Here is an 18,861-nt window from a genome sequence, read left to right on the forward strand (position 1 = left end):
AGTGCAGCTTCAATTGAATAAAACAGAGCGTCTTTTAGCGATTGTAATGGAACTCCAGCGAAGCAAATTGCTGACGGCCGATGCCTTAGCAGAGGTCTTGGGCGTCAGTGCAAGAACGATCTATCGCGATATGCAGGCTTTGAGTGAAGCCGGTGTTCCCGTCATGAGTGAGACCGGATCAGGATATTCCTTAATGGAAGGTTATTTTCTGCCCCCGATTAGTTTCACTGTGGATGAGGCTGTATCGCTACTTCTGGGTGCTGAATTCATAGAAAAACGCTTTGATCCTGCTGTTCGCCATAGCGCGCGATCTTCCCACAGAAAAATTGAAGCCTTGCTGTCTCGTCCCATCCGTGAGGAGACAAGCCGCATACAAGGGAGCATCCGTCTGCTCCAAAAAGATGAATTGGATATCCTGACAAAGGAGAAAGTAAATCTGGGAAGCATTCGCGAAGCTATGCGGGAGGGGAAGAAAATACGGTTCACCTATCACAAAGGGGTTGCTGGAGCGGATGGAAACCGGGTTACGGTGCGAACGGTATCGCCATTCGGATTGGCACATGATGAGCTAAATGGCTGGCTGTTACTTGCTTTTTGTGACCTGCGGGAGGACATTCGTCATTTTCGAGTCTCTCGGATCAGTGATCCTATCCTGACGGGTGACACGTTTCAACTTCCGGATAACTTCGATCTTCATTCTTATCGGCCAAAGGATAACCGGAGCGTTCAGGTCTGTGCCATTTTTAATCCAGAAGTCATCGATAAAGTTGAAGAAGCCAACAACTATTACATGGAGACTACCGAGTTTAAAGAGGATGGTTACCATGTCACTTTCCGTGTTCGTCAACCGGAGGAATTGCTGTCCTGGATCCTAGGATGGGGGGCAGATGTGGTAGTTACGGAACCTGAATCCTTCAAACACCGAGTAAAAGAAGAAATTGCAAAAATGAAAGAACGCTACTGACATACTGTTGGCAATAGGGGTCTTGTACAATCAAGATATACAAACAACAAGGAGGACATTTATTATGTCAGCAATTGGACCGGATTTCATCTCACTTCAAGTGAGTGATCTTGAAGGCTCTGCGAAATTCTATCAAAACTATCTTGGACTGGTCCGCTCACAGGCGGGTCCCCCTCATGCCGTGGTCTTCGACACCAAGCCTATTGCCTTTGCACTTCGTGACCTGATCCCGGGAACAGAACTTGGTTCAGGTATTCAGCCTGGACTTGGTGTTGCTCTGTGGCTTTATGCCCCGGATACGCAAGAAATTCATGACAAGCTTGCAGCAGCAGGCGTAAAGATTACATCCGCACCCATCGACGGACCCTTCGGGCGAACCTTTACCTTTGCCGATCCGGACGGTTATCTGATTACCCTTCATAGTAAAGCCTAGTTACACATGATGTAGCCAGTTCCCCATACAGTAGTCAGGTGAAATAATAATAACCTGTTGCGGTGAGGGGAGCTTTTTTATGTTGACCAATTAGCGATCAATTGAATTTCTTGGTGAGTTGATTGTATTGATTAATGAGCTTATCCAGCCGTACAGATTGACGGATGACATGAGGATGGCTTAATTGCCCATGATATTTTTCTGTCAGTACATGGAGTTTTTTTCTGGCTGCTTCAATACGATCTTGGAGCCTTTGTAATTCCATATGAACACCCTCCCCATGTCATATTTTAGGGGATTATGTTTATTTTTCAGGCTACTGATTAATGGCAGAATCTTGTAATCCAATGTTGCCCTCATTCAAAAATGCTGTTTTTAGTTGCACAAACCTCTGTCTTTCTTGATTACTCGCATGTTTACCATATTCCTCAAATAAAACAATGCTATTGATAATATTTCTGACGCTGCTCGTTCTAACTGATAGTTGTAATGCCTCTAGTATTAGGTTTAATGCAATCTTGGGATTAGTCTTGCCTCTATAGGCAGCTAAATCACAAAAAAATTGTGCCATTTTCTCTGCCATCACGGTTTCGTTATATACGCCGTAATTAGCATTTACTGTGGATGAGGAAGGAAGGTGTTCAGCAAACCTCTCTAGTATAGGATCAATATTATAGTTATACTGATTTGCTGCCTGGATGATATGAGTCAAAGCAACAAAAATTTCATCAGGTCTTGCTTCTATATATGTCGCATATTCTGTTAAAGCTTCCTCGTCCCCTGATAACACCCTATACAAATATGTGTTAGCCGTGGCCCATTCTGTGAATTGAGAAATGATGCGCTCTGACGTCTCGTCTTGCTCTCGAATCCAAGCTTTACCATCTGCATAAAGGGCTACAAATTTCAAAGCCATGTTATAGTCACCATAATGTTCATAGACGGTAGCACGGGCCAGATATGCGTAAAGGATGTAATAATATACGGGTTGTGCTGTTTGAATTAAGGGTTCCTCTGCACGACGAGACTGACCTTGTAAATGATACAAGGAGGATGCAAGTTGTTGTAGTTGCACAGCTAGCGCTTCAACCTTGGACCATTTATGGACCATGCCAAAAATGTGCATAAGCTGCTTAAGGGCATCTAATTGTTCCATTTCAGGAAGGCGATTCGTATAAGGTTCAAATTTTGTAGCTGCTGCTAAGTTTTCTTCTAAATCTGCTCCTAATTGAAGAGTGAACAAGCGGTATCGACAAAGAGCCAGCCGTTCAGAATGCTGGTATCGTTCAGATTCAGCAACCTGACTATAAATCAATGAGGCTGCTTTTAATTGTCCTTGATTATAAAGTTGCTCCGAGATGTCAAACAAGGCTCCGTTGTACTGACGATCCTCTGCTAACCTTCCAACAACCTCTTCTATACAATCCAACCGATCTAGTTCAGCACAACGTATAATAAAGGGACGTATTCGACGTAAATTACTGGATGAAGCAAAGCATTCCTTAATGTATTCTTGAAATAAGCTATCCTCCGGTAACTTCATACCCATCGTAATTCGTTGTAGTTGCCCTAGGGAGATGGGCTTTAACCCCTTTAGAATCCGACTTAACGTTCCTGTGTTAATTGTGGATAGCTGCGAGAACCGGGATATAGACAACTGCTCTTCTTGCATATATTGTTCTAAAATTTCACGTATCAATCGCTGCCGCAAATTAAGACCTCCATCCCCTAAAAAACCATATATTAGGATGTCTATTAGATTTACAGTATACTTAAAGTTGAATATAGGTCAACTATAGATGCTTAGAGAATACGGAATAGAGATTTTTAGCTCTGTAATTAAACAAGCAGCCACCGCATCAAACGGTTGGCTGCTTTTGTATTTTGGCTTGTAGTGATGATTAATTTCTAAATCTTACCCCTTCACCGCTCCGGCCACTACGCCTTTGACGATGTACTTCTGCAAGAAAATGAAGACGATAATTGAAGGCAGGACTGCCATCACCATGGCGGTCATTGCGTATTGCCAGTCGGAGGTATATTGTCCGACGAAGGTGTAGGCGGCCAAGGTCAACGTCTTGGTGGCTGGTGAGCCGTTCACCATCAAGAGTGGGAGCAGGAAGTCATTCCAGATCCACATTACATCAATAATGATGATCGTGGTGGTCACCGACTTTAACAGCGGGAAGATCACGCTGAAGAATAAGCGGAAGCCGGAGGCACCATCAATGGTGGCACTCTCGTCAATTTCCCGTGGGATGCCCTTCACGAAGCCGTGGTAAATGAACAAGGCCAGCGGAGCACCGAAACCCCAGTACAGGATACCCAGTCCCCAGGTGCTGTCCGACAAGTGGAAGCTCTTGGCCATCTGTAGTACGGTCAGCATGATGGATTGAAACGGAATGAGCATCGGCATGATACAGATGAAATAAATGATTGAACTGACCTTGGATTTGGTCCGAGCCAGTTTGTAGGCCGCAATCGATGAGATCAGTACGATACCAGCCAGCCCCAGCACGGTAATCACCGTATTGTTCAGGAACAGCCGCGGGTAGTTGATGAACTCCCAAACGTAGCTGTAATTCTCGAAAGCTAACTTCTTCGGCAAGGCAATGACGTCGGTCATGACCTCGGAGAAGCTCTTGAGCGAGTTGTTGATGGTCAGGAACAACGGGTAGAGGAACAGGATGGACAGCAGCACCATGCCGATCTCTAAAATGATGCGGCCCACTTTGTTTTTACTCATTATGCCTCAACCTCCCTGCGTTTGAAGATGGTAAGCTGAATAATCGTAATAATCAGCACTGCTACGAACAGAATCAGCGCTTTGGCCGTACCGTAGCCGTACATATTGTTCTGGAAGGTATCGCGGTAAATGTCATACGCTACGCTGTAAGTAGTTCCGCCCGGACCACCGCCCGTCAGAGATAGAATCACGTCGAACACCTTAATCGAGTTGGTTAGCGCCATGAAGACGGAGATCGTAATTGAAGGAGCCAGCAGCGGCAACGTGATATTGAAGAAGCGGCGAATCGGTCCCGCGCCGTCTACGGTAGCAGCTTCCTTTAGATCATCCGGCACCGATTGCAGGCCGGCGATATAGATCACCATATAGAAGCCGATGGACTGCCAGATGGAGACGAACAGGACAGATATGAAGGCTAGACCTGGCTCGCCGAGCCAGCTTAGGGCAAACATTCCCCATCCGGTGCTCTCTCCAAGCGATTCGAAGCCCTGCATGAAGATGAACTTCCAGATGAAGCCAACAATGACGAGACTGAGAATATAAGGGATGAAGAAGGCGGCTCTCAGCCAGCTCGTCGTCTTCAGCTTCATATCCAGGACCAGCGCCAGCAAAATGGCGAGGACATTGACCAATACGATGTAAAGAATGGCGTATTTGATCGTGAACCAGGCGGCACTTGTGAAGTTGGCGTCGCCCATGAAGATCTGCTTGAAGTTATCCAGTCCGATAAAGGTTGGATTCTTGGAAATCCCGTTCCATTTGGTCAGGGAATATCGAATCGTCATCATGAACGGATAATAAAATACGGCAACAATTGCGATCAGAATCGGCAAAGTGAAGACGCCAAACTCCAGTTTTTCGGCTCGCTTTCTCCCTAGTTTGGACATAAAGCACCTCTTTTTCATGACGTTTAGTGGATATGCATGGTGTTTGCTTGTTCTACACACATCGCCCTTTTGGGCTATAATGTAATTATAAAACAGCGTTTACATTGCCAAAATGGATTTAAGAAAACAGTTAAGGGTAAAAAGGTGAACTGGCTGCACGGAGATGGACAGGCCAGGAACGGGGGCAGTATGTTGAACTGGATCAAGCGATTAGGGATAAGGCTTAGGGACCGGGTGTCGCGCCGATTGGTCAATAAGCTTATTCTGTTATTTACGGCAATGATCGTGCTGGTCGTTGGTTTGTTGACCGTTATTTCCTACCAAATGCTGCAACGGGAATCGGTGAACCATAGCATTGATAGTACGACCAGCAACCTGAAGCTGGTGAATCAGAAGCTGGAGGATTACATGCAAGGCGTTGAACAGCTTTCCTTGCCGCAAATCAGGTATGAAGAGATTCTGCAAGCCGTTGTCAGCGAAGAGACGGAATATGCATCCAAGATGTATCTGGAGGATTACCTGCGGGAGTTGTTTTACTCACGTAATGATCTGGAGAGCATTTATATCTATCTGATCGACCAGGGTAAATATTATTCGATTACCAAAGAGGCCTATAATATCACCGTGCGATCCGGCTTTCGTGAAGGCATTCCGGAGCAAGCATGGTATCAGCGGGCGATGGAGAGCTCGCGGAACCGTTCCTATCAGTCCTTTATCGTGCCTGGTAGCGAGTCAGGATATGGTATGAACGAGGAGCCCAGCTTCATGGGCTATCACCGTGTACTTCGCTCGCTCGTCACGCGAGAACCCAAGGCGGTAGTCTCTTTCTACCTTAAGCCTACCGTGAAGGATCAAATCTTGAACGATGTACCGTTTGAGGATGGAGAGCATCTGTTGTTCCTCGGACCTGATAATGAGCCCTTCCATGTGGATAATCTCGCATTTCTGCGGCAGCTTGAGCAGGCTCCCTGGTTGGACCATCTGGGAGAGGACCCATTCATGAAGCCCCTGACCTGGACCAACGAAGAGGGACACAAGTATTTGGTAGTTTACAATGTGGAGGATACGGAGGGCTGGAAGCTGGTTAAGCCGATTCCCTACAGCAATATCTATGCGGCGGCCAATGCTACTCGGAATCTGGGGTATCTGATTGGACTCGTCTTTCTTATCATTTCCATCATTCTCGTCACCTTGATATCCAATGCCATTACGCGTCCCCTGAAGGATTTGTCCCTGCAAATGCGACGGTTCAGCGAGGGGACCTTCGACGCGGAGATTCCCGTCCGGGGCAGGGATGAACTGGCGTATTTATCCCGGCATTTCAACCGGATGGTAAGGCGCACCCATGACCTTATTAATGAACGCTACAAGATGAAGCTGGTTGAGAAGAATGCGATTCTCAAGGCGCTGGAGGCGGAGATTAATCCCCATTTCCTCTATAATGCGTTGCAAGCTATTTCCACCAAGGCACTGAAGAGCGGCGACGAAGAGGTGACCGATATGGTGGATGCCCTGGCCTTAACTCTACGCTATTGTATCAGCGGCAAGGACATCGTGAACGCCCGGGAGGAATTGCGGCATATTGAGCGCTATTTGGTCCTTCAGCAAGCCAGATTCGGCAGTCGCTTGCAGGTGGAGGTGGAATGGGACGATTCTCTGAAGGACCTGCAAATTCCCAAGCTGTCTATACAGACGTTGGTGGAGAATTCAATTAAGCACGGCCTGGAGAAGGTATCGACGGGCATTGTCATCGTCATTCGGGCGGAGCTAAGTGAGACCCATGCGGTTATCTCTGTGAAGGATAACGGGCCGGGCATTCCTCCCGAGCGATTGGAGCAAATCAAGCAGTCGTTCGCTATCGTTTGGGACGAGCAGGAGGGGGACAATATCGGGCTCAAGAATTTGTATACCCGGCTAAGACTACTCTATGGAGAAGAAGCCGAGCTGGCGATCCGCAGTGAAGGGGCCGGAACCGAGATGATTATGTTAATACCACGAGGGGGCAGCAGTCATGTATAAAGTATTGATTATCGATGATGAGGAGCCGCTTCGGGAAGCGATACGCATCTTAGGCAACTGGCAGGAGCTGGAGATTGAAGAGGTGCTGGAGGCGACGGATGGCAAGGCGGGGCTGGCCATGCTGGAGCAGCATAAGCCGGACATCGTTATGGTCGATATGAAGATGCCGGAGATGAATGGGGTGGAATTCCTCAAGATCGTAGAGCAGGCCTATCCCGAGCTACTGACCATCGTCATCAGTGGCTATAATGATTTTGAGTTCACTAGACAGGCTATTCACTCCAAAGTAGTGGATTATCTGCTTAAGCCGGTCAACCGTCAGGATTTGAATCAGGCCTTACGTAAAGCCATCGACGTGCTCGCGGCCAAGCGGCAGTTGCAGAGCGAATCTATCACAAGGAACATTACCTTCAATCTGTCGCTACCCAAGTTGAAGGAGAAAATTTACTTATCCATTATCGACCGTAGCTTCAAGAAGCAGAGCAATCAGGGGTTCCTCCCCTTAATAGGGGCCGATGATCCAGATAATCGCTTCGGGGTGCTGGTGTTACATATTTTAAATATGGTGGCCATTCGAGATAGTCGCTTCAACCAGGATACGGAGCTGTTGTATTTTGCCGTGGCGAATGTCATGAATGACGTGGCCGGAAATAACTTGATCTGCTTCAGCTTCGCCAACCCGAAGCAAGAGCGGGAGATTATCGCCGTCTATACAGCGCATGGCGGTTACCCGCAGGAAGTTGACTTTCGCTCGGGAGAACTGATGAAGAAGGTGGTGTCGACCTTAAGCGACTTGTTTGGCATTCTGTCAGCGGGGGGCGTCGGACCTGTCTGTGAGGATGTGCTCACCTTAGCAGATTCCTATAAGGAAGCTGTAGCCAGGATTGAAGGGATTGATCTGCTCAAGCTAAAGGGCAAGGCCATTATAGGGAATGGAGGTAACTCACCTGTGCAGGATGGCTTCTCCTTCACCAGCCGCTTGCCCATTCTTCGCAGCACCCTGGAGGCGGGGAACCTTAAGGCTGCCAAGACGGTGATGAGTGAATACGCCAAAAAAATCAAGTCCGGCGAGTCCTTCACCTTTGGCCAGGCGGACCGAACACTACGCGAAATTATCGTTCTATTGAACGATACGGCGACTGAGCTTGGTGTTCCCGCAGACCGACTTCCTGGTGCTGGGGGAGAGCGGGCACTGCGCGCAATAGGATTGTCTACCGACTATGCTACCTTCGAGCAATACGAGGAGCTGCTCTGGCGGCTGACGGCCTATTACAATGAGCAGATTCGCCGTTCGTTGGCAGGGAACAAACCATTTAACGTGGATGATATCAAGGCCTACATCGAAAATCATTATTTTGAAGACATCAAGATTTCAATGTTCACCGAGAAGTATTTTCTCAGCAGGGAATACTTGATGAAGCTGTTCAAGCAGCAATATGGCCATGGTATCCATGAATACGTCCAGAAGGTGCGGATGGAGAAGGCCACGGAGCTGCTGAACGATTCTTCCCTGAAGATTCAGGAAATTTCCGAGATGCTTGGCTATAAGGATAAGAACTATTTCAGCAAGGCGTTCCGGAACTATTACGACTTATCCCCCTCCGAATATCGAGCGCAGCAGGAGGCAGGGGTTAAAAAGTGAACTCGCCAATGATTCCACTTTTTTACCCTCAAATCACCACATATCTACATTTTGTCCGTTAGACCGATTCATTAGAATAAGGGCATAGCAGGTCAAGCATCACTGCTGTAAGGATGTTAACAACTTCAAAGAAGTGGGGGCGTTATGAAATGAAGAAAAAAATCCTTGCCCTGTCGTTCAGCCTCGTGCTGATTATGGGGCTGCTGTCAGCTTGTGGCGGAAACGGCAACAACGCTGAGGGTGGTGGAGCCGGAGGCGCCAATGCGGGAGGCAATAATGCAGCCGCTGACGAATCCAAACCGGTTACCATTAACATGTTCACGGCTTCGCCCGAATACACGGATGCCTTCAACGCCTACATCAAAGAATACAAACAAGTGAAGCCCAATGTAACTATTAATCTGGAGATCATGCAGGCGGACTACAATACCGTCCTCAAATCAAGAATTGCTGCCGGTAGCACACCGGACGTCTTCCAAACTACGGCGGGCGGTGATATCGACACCTTTGCCGAATACAGCGCTGATCTGACCAACGAGCCACTGGCCGCAGCCATGACAGATGCTGTTCGCGCCAATATGAGCTCTACGGACGGCAAGGTGCTGGGTCTGCCAGTCAAGGGCAACCTGTTCACCTTGATTTATAACAAGGAATTGCTCGATCAAGCAGGAGTGACCACCTTCCCGAAAACAACGGCAGAACTTGATGATGCCATTGCCAAGCTCGAAGCCAAGGGAATCACACCATTTGCCAATGCCTATAAAGAATGGTGGGTATGGAAGCATGTCTTCCAACATTTCGTGAATGCGGCGGCTCAAGATGCAGGCGTAACTTCACAGGAACTAGTAAGCGGATTCATTGCCGGAGATGTCAAAATCAAGGATTATCCGGCGCTCTATAACAACTTCTTCAGCTTCATCGACACCACGGTCGAGCATGGTACCGACAAGCCGCTGGAGCGTGACAGTAATGCCGAAGTCAGTGATTTTGCTTCCGGCAAAGCCGCCATCATGACAGGTAAAGGGGCATGGGACGAAGAATCGATTAAGAAAATATCCCCGGACATCAAGATTGGCATCGCCGGGTATCCGGTCAGCGACAAGCCGGAACAAGCGACGATTATTACCGGTGCAGACCAAGCTCTGCGCATTAACAAAGATTCCGCCGTCGTCAAGGAAACGGTTGAATTCTTCAACTGGCTGTATACTTCGGATTATGGGAAGAACTGGTTCTCTGGCGTAGCCAAGGTTATTCCTCCAATCAAGGATGCTCCAATGCCAGAACTGGATATGCCGCAGCAAATGAATGAAATATTGGCTTCTGAGCCATCGGGCGATCTGTCCGTGAACTACTCACTGGATACGTTCCATCAAAAATTCGGTGAAATTATGCAGGCCTACATTGGCGGCAGCAAAACAAAGGATCAGGCTGTGACTGAAATTGAACAGGCCTGGGTGCAACTGGGTTCCGCTCAATAACCATACTGTTCCTTGGAATGAACTCAGCACCACCCTCGGTGCTGAGTTCATTTTTTGCCATCATCAAGATCATAACAAGTTGAGGAGGAAGCATGATGTCTAAGCTTATTCAATTCATGGAGAACGGTCTTCATCTGGTCCTGGAAATCACCTCGGAGAAGGATGTGCGTCTCCTGCATTTCGGCACGGAGGAGTGGGTGAACGAGCTGCTGCATGAAGAACAGAAACCTGGCTTCCGTCTAATGGAGCTACAATTGACGGGCGAAGACCGGGCGGAATACCATGGGCGGACGCACCGCGCGACCTACCCGGGTCTGCGCATGGTTTATGACGGCCATACGGACGCCAGAAATGAGCTTGGACGCAAGCTGGAGTTCACTCTACTTGATCCAGTGACTTCCTTGCAGGCCGTGCAGCATATCCAGTTCTTCGATGGACTGCAAACGATTCGTTCCTGGGTTACTTTGCTTAATAAGGGGCAGGCTACGCTGGGCGTGGAATATGTATCTTCATTTGCCTTAACTGGTCTGGATAAGGAAGGACGGACGGATCGTGATGAGAAGATGCTTCTGTCCATTCCACATACAGGATGGCAAAGCGAACTGCAATGGCGGACATACCGTCTGCCGGAGCTTGGACTTTCCCATATGACGGACCGCAGCTCCAAGCGGATTGCCTGTAGCAATACCGGGTCCTGGTCAACGGCGGAGCATGTGCCGATGGCTGTTCTGGAGAATCAGGAAGCCGGGAGCAGCCTGTACTGGCAGATTGAACACAATGGCTCCTGGCATTGGGAGATCATGGACCAGAACGACTATTTGACGCTGCTGATCAGCGGACCCACCGAGCATGATAACCACTGGTGGATATCGCTTGCACCGGAGCAGTCATTCGTGAGCGTGCCTGTGGCCGTTGGTGCGGTGGCGGGTGGTTTCGAGCAGGCCGTAGGCCAGCTAACCGCTTACCGTCGCCGCATTCGTCGGCCCAACGCTGACAATCGGGAGTTGCGGATTATATTTAATGATTACATGAACTGTCTGTGGGGCTCGCCGACCACCGCCAAGCTGCTTCCGCTTATTGATGCTGCTGCAGAAGCGGGTTGCGAATACTTTTGCATCGATGCTGGCTGGTATGCGCCGGGTGAATGGTGGGATGGCGTGGGCGAATGGCTACCTTCCTCTGAGCGATTCCCTGAGGGCATCAAATACGTCTTGGACTATATACGAGGCAAAGGGATGGTCCCAGGGTTGTGGCTGGAGCTTGAGGTGATGGGCATCCGTAGTCCGAAGCTTGCGGAGACAGATGATAGCTGGTTCTTCATGCGGCATGGCAAGCGGGTGATGGACCGCAGCCGCTATCAGTTGGATTACCGCCATCCGCAGGTGATTGCCCATGCGAATGAAGTCATTCGCCGCCTGGTGGAAGACTATGGTGTAGGCTATATCAAGATGGACTATAACATCAATGCCGGAATTGGCACCGAACGGGCGGCGGATAGCTTCGGAGATGGATTGTTGCAGCATAACCGTGCTTATCTGGCTTGGCTGGACGGAATTTTTGCGCGTTACCCCGATTTAGTTATCGAAAATTGTTCCAGTGGAGGCATGCGCATGGATTACGCCATGCTAAGCCGGTATAGCATCCAATCGACCAGCGATCAAGAGGACTATGTGAACTATGCAGCGATTGCCGCAGCTTCGCCTTCGGCGCTGGCACCGGAGCAATCGGCCATCTGGTCCTATCCGCTGCGAGAGGGCGATGATGAAGAGGTTGTGTTCAACATGGTCAACGCCTTGCTCCTGCGGGTGCACCAGAGCGGCCATCTGGCCGAGCTAAATCCTCGCCGCCGCGCGCTGGTGAAGGAAGCGCTGGACTATTATAAGTTGATCCGCAAGGATATTCCTGAGGCCTTTCCTTTCTGGCCGCTCGGCTTACCTAAACGGGAGGACCACTGGATGAGCCTGGGGCTTCGCCGTACGGAGAAGCCGATCATTTATTTGGCGGTATGGCGGGTCGGTGGGGATGCCTCTTCGCAAGTGCTGTCCCTTCCCGAGCTTCGGGGGGAAGAGTTATCCATCCGCTGTGCCTATCCGCAAAACTTTGAGGGGACCTGGAACTGGGATGCCGAAGCCGGAGAACTGAAAGTAACGTTGCCACAAGCCCGCTCGGCGCGATTATTTGAGATTCGGCGCGGGTTGTGATGTTAGGCCAATTGTGATAGGGGGAGCCGGGCTTTTATCCAGAGGCCCATCTGGTATATAATGGTTGTGGACTTCATCCAGACAAGTTTTGGGCAATAGGTCAAGTTAAGTACCTGATATCAAAACGTTGAGGAGGCTGCAGTCATGAAGTATACGAGCTTGGGAAGAACCGGGCTAAAGGTAAGCCGTCTGTGCTTGGGAACGATGAATTTCGGACCTACCACCGAGGAGAAGGAAGCATTCAGAATTATGGATGCGGCGCTTGATGCAGGCGTCAACTTCTTCGATACAGCCAATGTGTACGGCGGGACACCGCATCGCGGCTGGACCGAGGAAATTATCGGACGTTGGTTCGCCCAAGGTGGCGGACGAAGAGAGAAGGTCGTGCTGGCCACCAAGGTATACGGCGGCATGGGCGACGTGGAGACGGACCCGAATGGCGGGGCGGGGTTATCGGCCTATAAGATTCGCCGTCATTTGGAGGATTCACTGCACCGGCTAGGCACAGACCATATCGAACTGTATCAGATGCATCATATTGACCGGAACGTAAGCTGGGACGAGCTATGGAATGCATTTGAAATCGCCCAGCACCAAGGAAAGATCGGTTACGTCGGGTCTAGTAACTTCGCTGGGCGCGACTTGGTGAAGGCTCAATACGAAGCCAAGGCCGGGGGACGGCTCGGACTAGTCTCCGAGCAGCATAAGTATAGTCTGCTATGCCGTTTGCCTGAGCTTGAGGTATTGCCTGCTGCCGAAGAGTTGGGCATCGGCGTTATTCCGTGGAGCCCGCTGGACGGCGGTGTTCTCGGTGGGAACCTGAATCCGCAGCCAGGCTCAAGAACGGCCAAGCAAGCAGAGCGGGTGGAGAAGCTGCGCCCGCAGCTAGAGAAGTTCTCCAAGCTGTGTAAGGAGCTGGGAGAGTCTGAGGCGACGATCGCCTTGGCTTGGACGCTGGCTAATCCTGCGGTAACTGCACCGATTATCGGGCCACGTACGCTGGAGCAGTTCGAGGAATCTTTGCGGGTAGTTGAAGTCGAATTGACTAGCGACACACTGCAAGCCATCGATGAAATTTTCCCGGGACCAGGGGGCGAAGCTCCAAGAGCTTATGCCTGGTAAGCTGATGTTTCAATCGCTCTGCATGATATAAATATTCCATAAACTGTAAGGCGGGGGAGTGTTGACACTTGGCCCGCCTTTCGTTTATCATCATGTAGACTGATCGGTCTAATTCCACGAAAGAAAGAGGAAGAGCGGTATGTCCACTGAGAACCCAACGCGCCGGCTATTGATCGAAACGACGGCCAAATTGTTGCAAAATCAAGGCTACAACGCGACCGGCTTGAATCAGATTACTCAGCTTAGCGGCGCACCCAAAGGATCATTATACTACCACTTTCCTGATGGCAAGGAACAATTGGCTTGTGAAGCCGTGAGCCATACGAAGAAGGTAACGCTAGCTGGCCTGAGAGACGCGCTGGATGCCTCGCCTGACGCGGTGGTCGCCGTACAAGGGTTATTTACCTTCATTGCCGACAATTATGATCAGGATGCGGACCTGGGCGTTCCGATTGGTATTGTGGCGCATGAGACGGCGAGAAGCAACGAGAACATTCGTCAGGCTTGTTGTGGTGTATACCACGCCTGGATTGGCGAGTTCGAGAAGAAGTTCAAGAGCTGTGGTTATGAGGCTGAAGAGGCGGCCGATTTGGCGGTAGTAATTAACGGCATGGTGGAGGGCGCGATTATTATGTGCCTGACGCAAAAGAGCAGTGTTCCGTTGCGTACGACGGCGAAGCTGATTCCGCGATTGTTCAAGAGGTAGATCGGTCTGGTATAATTTTTAAATTTTATATATAGAACGGTCTAATAAAGAACGAATTAACAGGGCAAAGCCCAGGTACAGGTTGCTGTGCGATATATTTCGCTGGTGATCGTCCTGTTCATATACACACAGAGTAAGTAGAGAAATAGAGAGAACAGAGAGATTTAACTACAATAGGATAGTTTGGAGGTACCCTGTACAATGAATATGTCAACGCAAGCTGCACCACAAGGGGCGGGAGTCGAGGGAATCAAGCGTCTTCCCATTACAATTGCCCTGGTGATCGGGGCCTTCGTGTCCATTTTGAATGAAACCTTACTGAATGTGGCTTATACGGATTTAATGCACGAGCTTCAGGTTGGACCATCTACGATTCAGTGGTTGTCTACCTCTTATATGCTGGTAATCGGTATTCTTGTACCCATTACGGCGCTGCTGATGCAGTGGTTCACGACAAGACAGATGTTCTTATCCGCGATGCTCTTATTCCTGGTCGGTACCATTGTCTGCGGCATAGCCCTTTCATTTAATGTGCTGCTGCTGGGCCGGGTGATCCAGGCCATCGGTACGGGATTATTGCTGCCCGTGATGATGAATACAATTATTACAATCTATCCCCCGGAAAAAAGAGGCACAGCCATGGGCACCATCGGATTGGTCATTATGTTCGGTCCGGCTATTGGTCCTACGCTGTCGGGGCTCATTCTTGATTCCTTCAATTGGCGCTGGTTATTTTACATGGTCGTTCCGCTAGTCGTGTTCTCGATTCTGTTCGGGGCAGCTTACTTGCGCAACGTGTCCGAGCTTACGAAACCCAAGGTGGATATTTTCTCCATTCTGTTATCCACGGCGGGCTTCGGTGGTATCGTATACGGCTTCAGTAGAGCGGGTGAAGGTGAAGGCTGGTCTAGTCCTATCGTGTACACTTGTCTGATTGTCGGATTTGTATCCTTGATTTTGTTCGTGTGGCGCCAGATGAAGGTGAAAGAGCCTACACTGGATGTCCGAGTGTTCAAATATCCGATGTTCGCTCTATCGGCAGCCTTGCTGATGGTGATGATGATGACGTTGTTCTCTACGCTGATCATTCTGCCGATGTATCTGCAAGGAGCCTTGCTGATGGCTCCGTTCGTGGCGGGACTTGTCCTGCTTCCCGGCGGGGTAGTAAATGGATTGATGTCACCGGTAGCCGGGCGACTGTTCGATAAGTTTGGTCCACGGGCGCTGATTACTCCAGGGCTGATTATCGTGGTTACAACAATATGGTTCATGCGTGGCCTGGAGACGACAACACCTACGGGGACGGTAATCGGACTTCATATCGCCTTACTCGTCGGTATTTCCCTGGTCATGATGCCTGGACAGACAACCGGGCTTAATCAATTGCCGCGTAGACTATATCCGCACGGCACAGCTATCATGAACACGCTGCAACAGGTATCCGGTGCGATCGGGACCGCATTGTTCATGGGCATCTTCTCCAATGGGCAAATCCGTTATCTGGCCGGCGTGGCTGATCCCGAGTCGGTGACAGAGAAGGCGAATGCCTTGGTCTCCGGCCTGCATAGCGCATTTAATATTTCCATGTACGTCGGGATTGTGGCGCTCGTCATTGGATTGTTCCTGCGCCGCACCCAGGCGCCGGTAGAACCACCGCTGAAGCCGGAATTCAAGGTGGAAGTGAAGACAGAAGGCTAAGGCTGGCCGAATTCAAAGATTTTATAAGGGTTGCTTCTCAGGCCGTTGACAACGGCTTGAGAGCAGCCTTTTTGCGTCTGAATGCGTCTGCACAGATTGATTTGAATCCCAGATAAATCCCAGACTTTGTGAACATTTAGGAAATGTTGCCCAGGGGAGTTGAACATCTGCGGGGGAACAGGGATGATGATAGGAGGATTTTACAGACTGGAGTGAGCCTTGAATATGAAGAAGTCCAGCCCCATCGGCGTGCTGCTGGCACAGATTGGTACGCCCTCTGCTCCAACGGCTAAGGCGGTACGCCCTTATCTGAGCCGATTTCTCTCGGACCGACGAGTCATCGATTATTCGCCATGGCTATGGCAGCCGCTACTGCGCGGTATTATCTTAACTATCCGTCCGCGGAAGTCGGCCAAGCTCTACCGGGAGATTTGGACCGAGCAGGGCTCGCCTCTGCTGGTTCATTCGCTGCACCAGCAAGAGGGCTTGCAGCAACGGCTGGGTGACGGCTATAAGGTCGAGTTCGGCTTTGCCTACAGCAAGCCGGATATCCGTGAAGCTATGAGCCGTCTGGAAGCGGCGGGAGCGGAGCGCATTCTGGTGCTGCCGCTCTTTCCCCAATACTCGTCGACGACGACCGCCGCTGTCTATGACGCGGCCTGCTTCGCGGCGCTTGGCAAGAGCCGAAGACATGGCTCTTCGGCAAAGCGGTTCGTGCCAGCCCTGCGCCTGGCCGAAGCGTTCTACAATCATCCCGGCTATATCCGCGCGATGAGAGAGCATCTGGCTGAGCAAGCGAGGGGCCTGACGGAGCCGCCAGAGAGATTCGTGCTCAGCTTCCATGGTATTCCGCAGCGCTATGCGGATACGGGTGACCCGTACCCCGGGCAATGCCAGGAGACCGCACAGCGGCTGGCAGAAGCGATGGGCTGGGCGCCGGAGCAGTGGGGGATTGCCTATCAGTCCCGGTTTGGACCGGAGCCTTGGCTGGGGCCTACTACGGAGGAAGTGCTTCGCAGCTTCACCGAACGTGACGCAGCACGCACCATGGTATTTGCGCCAGGGTTTGCCGCTGACTGTCTGGAGACGATATATGAGCTAGGCGTGGAGGCACGCCATAATCTGATGTCCGAAGCGACCGGCAATCTGAACACCTCGTCTGCTGAGTTTCAACTGGCTCCCTGCTTGAACGACCACCCGGCATGGCTGGATTTTCTGGCCGACTTCGCTCGGGATAGCACCTCTGGCTGGGGAAAATAAAAAAATATTGTTACCCGCTTTAACCTGCGTGAGACCCTTTTAAGATTGGGTAATCATATAATAAGGATGCAGGGCATACTCTGAATTCTGAGTGCCTAAACATGCAGACAGGAAAGGCGGAGCATTATGAAGAACGGATTACTGGCGGTAGTTCCTTTGCTTCTTATCATGATGATTCCTTCGGTGGATGCCAGGCTGGCAACACCGGGATGGGTGCAGGCTGAGTCCGGAGTAGCGGCTGCCGCTCCATTCATAGAAGCCCCTGATTCTCTTACGCTTACTGTCTATCTGCATGATGTGCAGATGAGTCAGAGTGGTGGAACGCTGCTGGTAGACCCCATTGAGTGGTATGAAGGTGAGCAGGCGGATATAGTATTCGCAGAGCGCGAGCCGGATGCAGGCATTGATGGCCCACCTGACGGTTATTATATTGTGAATGACGAAGAAGAACAGGTGGCTTACCCCGTAGCCCCCGATGCCGAGGTGCGGCTGCAAATTTATGATCGGACCGGGCAAGGTGGAGATATGAATATCCAGTGGAATGAAGCGGTATCGCCGCAGCAGTTCAGCAAGCTGTTCCAGCACACGGACCGACTTGATTTGGGATGGTTCCCTTACCACTTGACCATAACCGATGGGCAGGTCGTGCGAATCGTACAGCAGTATGTTCCCTAAGGATGAAGAATTGAATTATAAATAGACTGACTAGGAACTGAAGGAATCTTCGGTTCCTTTTTGTATACATTTATATCCAAATGATGAGTCCTTCTTTTGATACTAACGTCTTTTATCAACTACAATGAACGTAGGAATAGAATTGTGAGAAAGGTGGAACTTTTTATCAAAACCTACCATTCATCCTTAGCACTTGGCGAGTTCATACGTTCCCGGCGGGAGCGCCTGCAGCCAGAAGAAGCCGGAATTCAACGAGTCCCGGGCCGTCGGCGTACTCCCGGACTACGCCGGGAAGAAGTCGCCTATCTTGCAAACATGAGTGTGACCTACTATACGTGGCTGGAGCAGGGCAAGGAACTTAATCCCTCGCAGGACATTTTGGTTAACATTGCCCGCGCACTTCAACTTAGTAATTCAGAACAAGAGTATTTGTTGTCACTGGCAGACACTTCTTCAATCACCGATCATGTCGCGGATGCCGGAAGTGATATTCTGCTGTTACAGAAGCTCGCGAGGCAGCTTCAATATCCTTGCTTCATCATCGACGAGAGTACGGATATTCTGGCGTGGAACCGCTCTGCGGAGTTGGTGCTTGCTGATTTTGAGTCGATGCCCGTTCAAGATCGTCATATTCTAAATTTAGTCTTTCTGAACAAGGATTTTCGCAATAGGCTTGTGAATTGGGACGAATTTGCCCGTTATACTGCAGCGTGGGCTCGAACTAACTTTGAGCGGAGTAAGAACAATCCCAAATATATAGAGCGATTTGAGCAGCTCAATAGGGATAGTGAGGATTTTCGGCGATGCTGGGACTTGTTCGAGGTAAAACAGAAACATGTTATGGACGTAACCTTTCGGCTTCCGGATGAGCAACTGCTGGAATTTGAAATTCACTCCGCTAGTCGGATTGACCAAGATCCTAGTCTGATTTGGTCCATCTTCGTTCCAGTCGAGGGCAGTGACACTGACGTGCGCCTTACAGAGCTGCTAGAAGGGAGCTAGGGCTTGCGAACAAATGAATGAACCCCAA

The 18,861-nt window shown here is 50.1% G+C and carries 16 protein-coding genes; 12 read left to right on the forward strand and 4 right to left on the reverse strand.

Features of this window, described 5'->3' with window-relative positions; genetic code table 11:
* Nucleotides 1-13 precede the first annotated feature (13 nt).
* Both AC1VOR_RS11770 and AC1VOR_RS11775 read left to right on the forward strand, forming a co-directional pair.
* Nucleotides 14-964, forward strand: a complete 951-nt coding sequence (locus tag AC1VOR_RS11770) for a helix-turn-helix transcriptional regulator (protein ID WP_482618008.1) — start codon at nt 14-16, stop codon at nt 962-964.
* A gap of 64 nt (nt 965-1,028) precedes the next feature.
* The gene (locus tag AC1VOR_RS11775) at nt 1,029-1,397 is read left to right on the forward strand and encodes a VOC family protein (protein WP_482618010.1); all 369 of its coding nucleotides are present in this window, start codon (nt 1,029-1,031) and stop codon (nt 1,395-1,397) included.
* A 97-nt stretch (nt 1,398-1,494) separates the two neighbouring features.
* Here AC1VOR_RS11775 and AC1VOR_RS11780 read toward each other — a convergent pair whose 3' ends face one another.
* The 4 genes from AC1VOR_RS11780 to AC1VOR_RS11795 all read right to left on the reverse strand — a co-directional run bounded on the left by AC1VOR_RS11780 (nt 1,495) and on the right by AC1VOR_RS11795 (nt 5,030).
* Nucleotides 1,495-1,662 carry a Spo0E family sporulation regulatory protein-aspartic acid phosphatase gene (locus AC1VOR_RS11780; RefSeq protein ID WP_482618012.1) on the reverse strand — a complete coding sequence of 56 codons (168 nt, stop codon included), beginning with the start codon at nt 1,660-1,662 and terminating at the stop codon, nt 1,495-1,497.
* A 51-nt stretch (nt 1,663-1,713) separates the two neighbouring features.
* The gene (locus AC1VOR_RS11785; RefSeq protein ID WP_482618014.1) at nt 1,714-3,108 is read right to left on the reverse strand and encodes a helix-turn-helix domain-containing protein; all 1,395 of its coding nucleotides are present in this window, start codon (nt 3,106-3,108) and stop codon (nt 1,714-1,716) included.
* A gap of 204 nt (nt 3,109-3,312) precedes the next feature.
* Nucleotides 3,313-4,143, reverse strand: coding sequence for a carbohydrate ABC transporter permease (locus AC1VOR_RS11790; protein WP_482618016.1), 831 nt, complete (start codon nt 4,141-4,143; stop codon nt 3,313-3,315).
* On the reverse strand, nt 4,143-5,030 hold the full coding sequence (locus AC1VOR_RS11795) for a carbohydrate ABC transporter permease (RefSeq protein WP_482618017.1): 888 nt from the start codon (nt 5,028-5,030) through the stop codon (nt 4,143-4,145). The genes AC1VOR_RS11790 and AC1VOR_RS11795 overlap by 1 nt, the downstream gene beginning before the upstream one ends.
* A gap of 189 nt (nt 5,031-5,219) precedes the next feature.
* Between AC1VOR_RS11795 and AC1VOR_RS11800 the strand changes: the two genes are divergently transcribed.
* The 10 genes from AC1VOR_RS11800 to AC1VOR_RS11845 all read left to right on the forward strand — a co-directional run bounded on the left by AC1VOR_RS11800 (nt 5,220) and on the right by AC1VOR_RS11845 (nt 18,833).
* Nucleotides 5,220-7,049: a cache domain-containing sensor histidine kinase gene (locus AC1VOR_RS11800; RefSeq protein ID WP_482618318.1), complete on the forward strand. Its 1,830-nt coding sequence runs from the start codon at nt 5,220-5,222 to the stop codon at nt 7,047-7,049.
* On the forward strand, nt 7,042-8,691 hold the full coding sequence (locus AC1VOR_RS11805; RefSeq protein ID WP_482618019.1) for a response regulator transcription factor: 1,650 nt from the start codon (nt 7,042-7,044) through the stop codon (nt 8,689-8,691). Before AC1VOR_RS11800 ends, AC1VOR_RS11805 begins: the two co-directional genes overlap by 8 nt.
* 149 nt (nt 8,692-8,840) lie before the next feature.
* Nucleotides 8,841-10,169, forward strand: coding sequence for an ABC transporter substrate-binding protein (locus tag AC1VOR_RS11810; protein WP_482618021.1), 1,329 nt, complete (start codon nt 8,841-8,843; stop codon nt 10,167-10,169).
* Between the two features lie 95 nt (nt 10,170-10,264).
* Nucleotides 10,265-12,370 carry a glycoside hydrolase family 36 protein gene (locus AC1VOR_RS11815; RefSeq protein WP_482618319.1) on the forward strand — a complete coding sequence of 702 codons (2,106 nt, stop codon included), beginning with the start codon at nt 10,265-10,267 and terminating at the stop codon, nt 12,368-12,370.
* Nucleotides 12,371-12,514: 144 nt separating this feature from the next.
* A complete protein-coding gene (locus tag AC1VOR_RS11820; protein WP_482618023.1) occupies nt 12,515-13,492 on the forward strand; it encodes an aldo/keto reductase in 978 nt (325 codons plus the stop codon).
* 139 nt (nt 13,493-13,631) lie between these two features.
* Nucleotides 13,632-14,198: a TetR/AcrR family transcriptional regulator gene (locus AC1VOR_RS11825; protein ID WP_059050136.1), complete on the forward strand. Its 567-nt coding sequence runs from the start codon at nt 13,632-13,634 to the stop codon at nt 14,196-14,198.
* 201 nt (nt 14,199-14,399) lie between these two features.
* Nucleotides 14,400-15,896 (forward strand): MDR family MFS transporter, encoded by a 1,497-nt coding sequence (locus tag AC1VOR_RS11830; RefSeq protein WP_482618024.1) that lies wholly within the window; start codon nt 14,400-14,402, stop codon nt 15,894-15,896.
* 225 nt (nt 15,897-16,121) lie between these two features.
* Nucleotides 16,122-17,156 carry a ferrochelatase gene (gene hemH / locus AC1VOR_RS11835; RefSeq protein WP_482618026.1) on the forward strand — a complete coding sequence of 345 codons (1,035 nt, stop codon included), beginning with the start codon at nt 16,122-16,124 and terminating at the stop codon, nt 17,154-17,156.
* A 126-nt stretch (nt 17,157-17,282) separates the two neighbouring features.
* A complete protein-coding gene (locus AC1VOR_RS11840; RefSeq protein WP_482618028.1) occupies nt 17,283-17,831 on the forward strand; it encodes a hypothetical protein in 549 nt (182 codons plus the stop codon).
* A 144-nt stretch (nt 17,832-17,975) separates the two neighbouring features.
* Nucleotides 17,976-18,833, forward strand: coding sequence for a helix-turn-helix transcriptional regulator (locus tag AC1VOR_RS11845; protein WP_482618030.1), 858 nt, complete (start codon nt 17,976-17,978; stop codon nt 18,831-18,833).
* Nucleotides 18,834-18,861: the final 28 nt, after the last annotated feature.

It is taken from the genome of Paenibacillus sp. 1SOY10 (genome assembly GCF_056836745.1).